The sequence below is a fragment of the Vibrio sp. 10N.261.51.A4 genome, from assembly GCF_041471945.1.
Classification (GTDB): domain Bacteria; phylum Pseudomonadota; class Gammaproteobacteria; order Enterobacterales; family Vibrionaceae; genus Vibrio; species Vibrio crassostreae_C.
On sequence record NZ_JBFRPJ010000120.1, the window covers coordinates 22,020 to 30,681 of the forward strand.

At 43.9% G+C, this 8,662-nt stretch carries 7 protein-coding genes; 4 read left to right on the forward strand and 3 right to left on the reverse strand.

Annotated elements, in window-relative coordinates; all coding sequences use genetic code 11:
- Positions 1–5: 5 nt before the first annotated feature.
- Positions 6–329 carry a ferredoxin FdxA gene (gene fdxA, locus AB4384_RS22525; protein WP_372130145.1) on the reverse strand — a complete coding sequence of 108 codons (324 nt, stop codon included), beginning with the start codon at positions 327–329 and terminating at the stop codon, positions 6–8.
- A 253-nt stretch (positions 330–582) separates the two neighbouring features.
- Between fdxA and AB4384_RS22530 the strand changes: the two genes are divergently transcribed.
- Complete coding sequence (locus AB4384_RS22530) at positions 583–2,214, forward strand: NAD(P)/FAD-dependent oxidoreductase (protein WP_048606003.1); 1,632 nt, start codon at positions 583–585, stop codon at positions 2,212–2,214.
- Positions 2,215–2,338: 124 nt separating this feature from the next.
- Here AB4384_RS22530 and AB4384_RS22535 read toward each other — a convergent pair whose 3' ends face one another.
- Entirely contained in the window at positions 2,339–3,799 is a 1,461-nt protein-coding gene (locus AB4384_RS22535; RefSeq protein WP_102320728.1) for a hypothetical protein, read from the reverse strand.
- A gap of 197 nt (positions 3,800–3,996) precedes the next feature.
- Positions 3,997–5,652, reverse strand: a complete 1,656-nt coding sequence (locus tag AB4384_RS22540) for an ABC transporter substrate-binding protein (RefSeq protein ID WP_102320727.1) — start codon at positions 5,650–5,652, stop codon at positions 3,997–3,999.
- 400 nt (positions 5,653–6,052) lie between these two features.
- Here AB4384_RS22540 and AB4384_RS22545 point away from each other — a divergent pair, with 400 nt between their 5' ends.
- From AB4384_RS22545 to AB4384_RS22555, 3 genes are all read left to right on the forward strand, one after another.
- Positions 6,053–7,249, forward strand: a complete 1,197-nt coding sequence (locus tag AB4384_RS22545; protein WP_102320726.1) for a DEAD/DEAH box helicase — start codon at positions 6,053–6,055, stop codon at positions 7,247–7,249.
- 133 nt (positions 7,250–7,382) lie between these two features.
- Positions 7,383–7,784, forward strand: coding sequence for a PPC domain-containing DNA-binding protein (locus AB4384_RS22550; RefSeq protein WP_017059481.1), 402 nt, complete (start codon positions 7,383–7,385; stop codon positions 7,782–7,784).
- Positions 7,785–7,854: 70 nt separating this feature from the next.
- Positions 7,855–8,478 (forward strand): PolC-type DNA polymerase III, encoded by a 624-nt coding sequence (locus AB4384_RS22555; protein WP_102320725.1) that lies wholly within the window; start codon positions 7,855–7,857, stop codon positions 8,476–8,478.
- The last annotated feature ends 184 nt before the right edge of the window (positions 8,479–8,662 follow it).

Genomic DNA, 8,662 nt, shown 5'->3' on the forward strand with positions numbered 1-8,662 from the left:
AACAATTACTTTTCTAGCATTGCCAATTTATCAGCGACACCATTCCACTTTTCAGCGTCATCCATTGGTGCTTTTACTTCCGTTTGCACAGGCCAAATCTCAGCGAGCTCTGCGTTCACTTCGATGAAGATCTTTTGATCTTCTGGCAGTTCGTCTTCTTGGAAGATTGCTTGAGCATCACATTCAGGTACACACAAGCCACAATCAATACATTCGACTGGGTTGATTACCATGAAATTTGGGCCTTCATGGAACGCATCTGCGGGGCACACTGCCACACAGTCTGTGTATTTACATTGAATACAATTATCGCCTACGACAAATGCCATGATGCTCTGCTCTATAAGTTAGTCAAAATTGAAGAATGGGGATAATACTCATCCCAAAGCAAAATTCAACATCATACGGCTCTAATATCGTGTCTATTTGCTCCATGTTTCCAAATTAGTATGACAGATAAATCAATTTCTCGTAAAATGCGCGCCATTGTGAGCTTATCGCTTCTTTGAACATCAGCGTTTCCATCAAACTCTGTATTAAGAAACGATCTAGCTAAGACACCTATAAAAACGAGACATCGAAATGATACGTTTAACCGAAATTAAACTCCCACTAGACCATGAAGAGTCTGCTATTCAAGACGCTATTGAAGCGAAACTTGGTATTAACTCTGATCAGGTACTCTCTTTTAATATCTTTAAACGTGGCTACGATGCTCGTAAGAAATCAAAGATCTTACTTATCTACACGCTTGACGTTCTCGTTGAAAACGAAGCTGAGTTGTTAGAACAATTCATTAGCGACCCGCACGTAAAAGTGACTCCTGATATGGAGTACAAGTTTGTTGCTAAAGCGGTTGAGAACCAAACTGAGCGCCCTGTGGTTATCGGTTTTGGCCCATGTGGTCTATTTGCTGGCCTAGTGCTTGCTCAAATGGGTTTCAACCCAATCATCGTTGAGCGTGGTAAAGAAGTTCGTGAGCGTACGAAAGATACCTTTGGTTTCTGGCGTAAGCGTACGCTGAACACAGAATCAAACGTACAGTTTGGTGAAGGCGGCGCAGGTACTTTCTCTGACGGTAAGCTGTACAGCCAAGTTAAAGATCCAAAGCACTACGGCCGTAAAGTAATTGAAGAGTTCGTTGCTGCGGGTGCACCAGAAGAAATTCTATACGTAAGTAAGCCGCACATCGGTACCTTTAAACTGGTTACCATGATCGAAAAGATGCGCGCTTCTATCATTGAACTTGGTGGCGAAATCCGTTTCAGCACTCGTGTTGACGACGTTCATATGGAAGATGGTCAAATCACTGGCCTAACGCTTTCTAACGGTGAAGAGATCAAATCTCGTCACGTGGTATTGGCTGTTGGCCACAGTGCTCGTGACACGTTTGAAATGCTGTACGATCGTGGCGTTTACATGGAAGCGAAGCCTTTCTCTGTTGGTTTCCGTATCGAACACAAGCAATCGATGATCGATGAAGCTCGTTTCGGTAAGAACGCAGGCAACCCAATCCTAGGTGCTGCGGACTACAAACTCGTTCACCACTGTAAGAATGGCCGCACTGTATACAGCTTCTGTATGTGCCCAGGTGGTACTGTGGTTGCTGCAACGTCTGAAGAAGGCCGCGTAGTAACGAACGGCATGAGCCAATACTCTCGTGCAGAACGTAACGCAAACAGCGCAATCGTTGTAGGTATCGACCCAGAGCGTGATTACCCAGGTGACGCACTGGCTGGTATCCGTTTACAACGTGAACTAGAAAGCGGCGCTTATGTTCTTGGTGGTGAAAACTACGATGCACCAGCTCAGAAAATCGGTGACTTCTTGAAAGGTCGCGATCCAAGTGCAATCGGTGAAGTACAACCGTCATTCACGCCGGGTATCCACCTGACTGATATTTCAAAAGCGCTGCCTGATTTTGCTATCGAAGCGATTCGTGAAGCAATCCCAGCGTTCGAGAAGAAGATCAAAGGTTTCTCTACGCCAGACGGCCTACTTACCGGTGTTGAGACACGTACGTCTTCTCCTGTATGCATCAAACGTGGCAAAGACTTCCAAAGCATCAACCTTAAGGGCTTCTTCCCGGCTGGTGAAGGTGCAGGCTACGCAGGCGGTATCCTGTCTGCTGGTATCGACGGCATTAAGGCCGCAGAAGCGCTAGCACTATCAATGGTAGAGCAGAACCAAGCTGAGAAGATTGAGATCGCTTAAGCGCTTTCGATAAAGCAAAGCTAGATCGCGATCAACCAAAACTAAAAATCCAGTGCCTTGTCGACACTGGATTTTTTTATTGCATAAAGGTATCTAAAATTATTTAGTCACGACTTCGGCAGCGTTACTTACAAGTCTCTTTTGACCAATTCACACCATCATTTGAACACTCAAATAAACTTGTCCCATTCTGGTAATAATAACCTTTAGTCCAGTTCCCTTGAGAATATTTAGACGTTATCGTCTGAGTATAATCAAACGGTGTATTTTCAATGAACGCATACTTATGTCGGTTCCAGCTGTCAGAACCATATGAACTGTTGTCATTAAAATCTACCGATAGGTAGTTGAGTGCATCAAAGTCGCTGCGCGACACTCTATCCAATGAATCACCGAGATTAACCCACTCTGGATGTGGTGCGTTATTCTCAAAATTAAATTTCGCTTGTACTTGGGTAAACTGATCTTTGTAGTCACCGACAAGATCTGCCGACAAGGTTTGCATGAATCCAGCACCGACATTTTGACGTGAACAACTGTCCCAATCAGGTTGTTTAGACCAACCACGGTTCAACACACCAAAGGTCGCGAGTGAGTTAGGTAAAATCTGTTGCTTGATGGTCTCTTTCACCGAACATGAATATTCCGTTCCATCACTATCCAATGAGAACCAAGCTTCTTTGTCATATTCCAAACCATTTTTCTTTTGGCTATTACGCTCAATATGCTTATTTAACGCCAGTTCTGTCTGCAAGTCAGCTGAAACTTCATGTTCAATGACAATCAGCTTATCCGCAGTCATCACTGTTTTAACTTTATACCACTTATTAATTTCGTTCTTCTTGAAGTAGTCCCAATGCTGCCAGTAATAGTCAACATAAGCTTGCTGGGCTCTTGGGTTCTCTTTTTGAATCTCTTTCGTCTCTTGATACGACTTTTTAATAGCTGGCATCATTTTCTGCGCCAACTCATAGAGCTCGGTATTTTGATTCTTAACGAAATCACCATACAAGTCCTCTACTGCGATGTTGTATCGGTTCGCAATTCGGAAGTCATGCTCTTTCACATTTTGGATAATGCTATTTTGGGTGTTCACGGCTTGCTTCAAAGCAGAGCAACTGTTTAAACCACCTTTATACAAGTCGGCTTGGATCTCATTCCATAACACGGTCGTAAGTGGCGTAGTCGACTTAATTTCTTGCTCAGAACTCACCGTCATGACTGGCGGAAATATTAACTGATAAGGTTCAGTAATCGGTGAGTTTGGGCTGTCCGCATCAATAGCGCCTACTGGCACATTCACTACGATGGGTGCATAGTCCATACAGTTTGAGTTAGAACCCGTCAAAGATAGCTCATAGCTGCCTTCATGGTCCGTGATGCTGCTAGGCTCACCTTCATCTAATACGCCATTATAATTGATATCTAGAAACGCGGTCGCCCCGGAAATATACCCGTCAATGGCGACACCTTGTAAGGTTCTCGTTTGAGGAGCAGGAGCACTTGTGTTGCTACCACCGCCTCCTCCGCCACAAGCCGTAAGGCCACCAGCTATAAGTGCGATAGAAATAAGCTTAAGTTTCATTCGATTAGATCCTAATGAAATACATTATCAATGGAATTGTCATTGGGGGGATGACCGGAAATGACTGTGATAGTCATAGCCAGTCATAATAGCGATTGGCATTAGAAAGAAACACGAAAGGGTGATAGCCGATTCGTGCATGTTTTCATTTTGAACAGAAACTAAAAGATGGGGAAATGGGGTTAAAAATGGACTAATTACTTCTCGCTCGAGGCTATCCAAAGCTTATAAAAATCACTATAACCGGTTTGGTTAATCTCTACCCCATGAACCTCAACACTATTAAAAACCTTCTCTTTGCCGTGAAATAACGGACAAAGTAACTTCTGTTGATAAAGCGAATCTTCAATCTCTTTCAACTCGCGCATTGGGTCCTCGCCACTGACAGCAGCTCTAACTCTCTCGCAATGCGCCTTCATCTCAGAATTGTTGAAAATGAACCTGAGACCAGATGAAGCAAGTAGCCAATCGTAAAGACCATACTCTTTTGGCTGTTCGATAACTTCTTCAATAAATAACAAGTCTGCCGACTCACTCATGGAGCTAGGGTCACTGATATTGGTAAGCTCAACAACTTCAATAGCGACACCCGTTTTTACAATCGTTTGTTGCAGCCAGTCCGCCATATCTTGAAGTAAAGGAATCGTCATTCTAGGTCGTGTTAATACAACCGTGCCCGTCAAAATAGGAATGGGATTGCTGGATGTTAATTTACTCGGCGAGAAAGACAGATCATCCGTCACCATATCAGCATCAAACTCTTTACTGCTGGACTTGATAAACGATACCAACCTGTCGAGTTCTTCAGGGGTTATGCCCGAGTTTTCTCTACGATTAACCGCAAGATACGAAAGTGCATTGATTGTGGTTTCTTCTGCTACGCCAGATTGATTAAAACTCAGGGTGTGATCATTCAAACCTTCTATGTCGGTGAGCGTTATCTGTTCTAACAAGGCATTTTGAGCAAAGTAACCTCGGTGACGTTTAAGAACCAAGCACTCTTCGCTCCAATCGTCTAATGAGAAAGCTCCGGTTCCGATATAGGCACTGCGCCCGCTCGAAAAATAAGTACGCTTGCAGCGGTAAATAGACGCGTGTGGGCTAGTCAAAGCATAGAGAAACATTGGGTTTGCGTGTGTCAGCTCAATAGTCAGTTGTTTATCACCCACCACTTGAACATCACTGACCTGATCAAATAAAGACTGTACTGGCCCTTCGATATTTTTTAACTGTAACAAACATTGAGCAACATCTTTGGCCGTTAAAGTTTCACCGTCATGGAATAACACATTCGGTCTCAACCAAAAATGCAGAAATCGCCCTTCCACCTTCCAATGGTGCGCGAGGCTCGCTTGGGGATTTCCCTCATGGCCTTGGACGAGTAACGTATTGTAGAGACTTCTTAAGATGTGATGTTCTGCGGTTCGGTATGTTTTTGCTGGATCAAGGTTATCAACCCACGGATATTGAGTGATCAGTAAATGGTCATGTTGTTGATTGAACAGACTATGTTTTTCAGTCGCTAGCGTCAGTGCCTTTATTGCAGCATCACCATAGCTTTCTAGAAGGCGGGGAATAACGTTAAAACACCCTTGCTCTAACTGAAGCGCTAACACTTGTTCTAATGCTTCGGGAAAGCTGACCAAAATTCTAAACTGGCTAAGCTTCCCTCTTCCTTTGGACGGAATCCAACAAATCCAGCGATATTCCGATAAGCATTTAAGAATGATCGAAGTGTTTCTGCGAGAAGTCGATAGCGAGTGTTCTAGATCATCGATCGTTAGGTGATACTCTTCACCTAATTCATACTTTGCAATAAGCTGCTGAAGTCTACGTAAGTTAGCGTCGTTCAATGGATATCCGAATCAAGCGTCTAGTGGAACGAGAATAGCTGTAACCCAAATGGGAGGTCTATTTACTCATTCAAGTTGGAATATGCTGTATGAAACTGTTGATATAAATAATATCAAGATCCAACTTAATTGATAAACACCTCTTTTAGCAAACAAAATAATCACTGATCGTGCATATTCAGTGGCAAAAATAAGTGGGAGATTAATCCTCCACCGGATTTGCTATTTGCTTTACATTCTTGCCTTATCGTTGTGCTATTGAGCCAGTATTATCCAACTAAAGTGTCTATGTTACTAGCGGTACACAAGCAACATGGTAGAATGCCGCCATTAATCTTATCCTTGTATAAGATTGTTAAACCTTTCCATCGCTATTTAGCCAAATCATACCGAGAAACTTATGCCATTTTCCAAGCTTGGATTAAGCTCACCTATTGTTAAAGCCGTTGCAAAACAAGGCTATGAAAAGCCAACCTCTATTCAAGAAAAAGCAATTCCGATTGTTCTTTCTGGTAAGAACCTTATTGCTGCAGCACAAACAGGTACAGGTAAAACTGCGAGCTTTGTTCTCCCTATCTTAGAAATGCTAAGCAAAGGTGAAACGCAGCGTAAAAAACGTATCCGCGCAGTTATCCTGACACCAACGCGTGAGCTGGCAGTTCAGGTTGAACAGAACATCACTAAGTACGCGAAGTTCCTAAACCTAACATCACTAGCGATGTACGGTGGCGTGTCTTACCAACACCAGAAAGATCGTCTTATTGAAGGCGTGGATATTCTGGTGGCAACACCAGGTCGTTTGATCGACATGTACGGACAACGTGCCGTTCACTTTGATGAAGTGGAAGTACTGGTTCTAGATGAAGCTGACCGCATGCTAGACATGGGTTTCATTGAAGACATCAACAAGATCATCGCGCGTCTACCACAAGACATCCAAAACCTGCTGTTCTCGGCAACGCTTTCAACGCCAGTGCGTGCACTAGCGAAAAGTGCAATCAGTGAAGCGGAAGAGATTTCGATTGCCAAGACTGATGCGTCTAAAGCGAACATTGAGCAATGGTTGGTAACGGTAGATAAAGACCGTAAGTCAGCACTATTGAGCCACATGATTACCGAAGGTAACTGGGACCAAGCGCTTATCTTTATCGAAACCAAGCACGGCGCGGCTAAGTTGGTTGCTCAACTTGAGAAACGTGGTATTCAAGCGGAAGCTTTCCACAGTGGACGTAGCCAAGCGATTCGTGAAAAAATCTTGGCTGACTTTAAGAAAGGTCGCCTAAAATACTTAGTCGCGACGGGTGTTGCTGCTCGTGGTATCGATATCGACAACCTAAGCCGCGTAGTGAACTACGACATGCCATTCCCAGCAGATGATTATGTTCACCGTATTGGTCGTACAGGCCGTGCTGATGCATCTGGCGAAGCGATCTCTTTCCTATCAAAAGATAACTTCAAAAACCTGTGCATTATTGAAAAGCGTCTTGGTCACTTGATTGAACGTCGCGTTGTTGAAGGTTTCGAACCACGCAAAGAAGTACCCATTTCAGTATTGAACTTCGTTCCTAAGAAGAAAAGAGAACAGCAACAAGGCTAAGTAATTTCAGCGACAGAAAATGCAAAGTTGCATTAACCAAAAGAAAAGTCGCGTTAGCCAAAATGAAAATAAAACGAAGCCCTATGTGGCTTCGTTTTGTTCTTTGAAATACATATAACGTTGAGGCAATAAGATGATCACTCCTATCGCAACGAGATTAACCCGCGGCCAAGACCTAAAGCTAGAGATCCAGAGGCTAGTGACAGCGCACAATATCTCCGCGGGCTCTATTGCGTCTTGTGTCGGATGTGTTTCTCAACTCAATATTCGCTTAGCTAATGCCAACAACACCAAGCTAGTTCAAGCTCCGTTCGAAATAGTCTCGGTGATGGCAACGCTAACCCCAAACCACCAGCATATTCATATCTCCGTTGCTGATGAGAATGGCAATGTAATTGGTGGGCATTTGCTTGAAGGGACGATTATCGCGACCACGGCTGAATTGATTGTTCACCGCTACGATACCTTGACCTTCAACAGAGAGCATGACGATTCGACGGGTTACACTGAACTTACTATCAGCAATAGCAAATAACTGATTTACCCATAGCAACACCAAACGCCCCATACAAAGCGATACTACCAAACAGCAATTAGGAAACACGATGGCTCCAAACTCCGCAGATTCCGTTATCGTTCTCGATTTCGAAACCACAGGCTTATCACCCAATATGGGCGACCGAGCGATTGAGATCGGTGCGGTAAAACTCGTTAACGGCGAAGTCGTCGACACCTTCCAACAACTCATGAATCCAGGGTTTCGTGTGAGTGGCTTCATTGAAAGCTATACCGGAATCAGTAACCGTATGTTAAGCACTGCGGCCAGTTGCAGCGAAGTGATGGATGAGTTTGCAGACTTTATCCAAGGCAGTCAGCTTGTGGCTCATAATGCCTCGTTTGATAAACGCTTTCTCGACGCAGAATTAGACAATATTGGACGTGATTACAATGGACAGTTTGCATGCTCAATGTTGATTGCTCGTCGGCTAATCCAAGACGCTCCGACCCATAAGTTGGGCGACCTAGTTCGATTCAAGCGCATAGATAACGACGGCACTTTCCACAGAGCATTAGCCGATTCAGAAATGACAGCAAGGTTGTGGTTATTAATGATCGATGAGCTGAAGAGTGACCACGGTATTCAACAACCGAGCTTCCAATTAATGCAGAAAATATCGAAGACAGCCAAAAGTTCGATTCCAAAACTACTGATGAGTAACAGGGGTTAGGTTCCGAAATTCACCTTAAAGTGTGATGAAAGGCTAGCTCGACAATAACCGCTAGCCTTTAAAAGGGACGCCCTACTCTTGCAATGACTCCAACGTTCCTTTGAGGCTTTCTAACTCATTCATAAAATACGCCCACTGCTTGTTACTGCTGGTCGCGGCCATATCTAGGCTTTGTTGCGTAATT

Bases quoted from the DNA above. Each gene is read 5' to 3' on its own strand.
- fdxA (WP_372130145.1), bottom strand. From the start codon at position 329: ATGGCATTTGTCGTAGGCGATAATTGTATTCAATGTAAATACACAGAC.
- AB4384_RS22530 (WP_048606003.1), top strand. From the start codon at position 583: ATGATACGTTTAACCGAAATTAAACTCCCACTAGACCATGAAGAGTCT.
- AB4384_RS22535 (WP_102320728.1), bottom strand. From the start codon at position 3,799: ATGAAACTTAAGCTTATTTCTATCGCACTTATAGCTGGTGGCCTTACG.
- AB4384_RS22545 (WP_102320726.1), top strand. From the start codon at position 6,053: ATGCCATTTTCCAAGCTTGGATTAAGCTCACCTATTGTTAAAGCCGTT.
- AB4384_RS22550 (WP_017059481.1), top strand. From the start codon at position 7,383: ATGATCACTCCTATCGCAACGAGATTAACCCGCGGCCAAGACCTAAAG.
- AB4384_RS22555 (WP_102320725.1), top strand. From the start codon at position 7,855: ATGGCTCCAAACTCCGCAGATTCCGTTATCGTTCTCGATTTCGAAACC.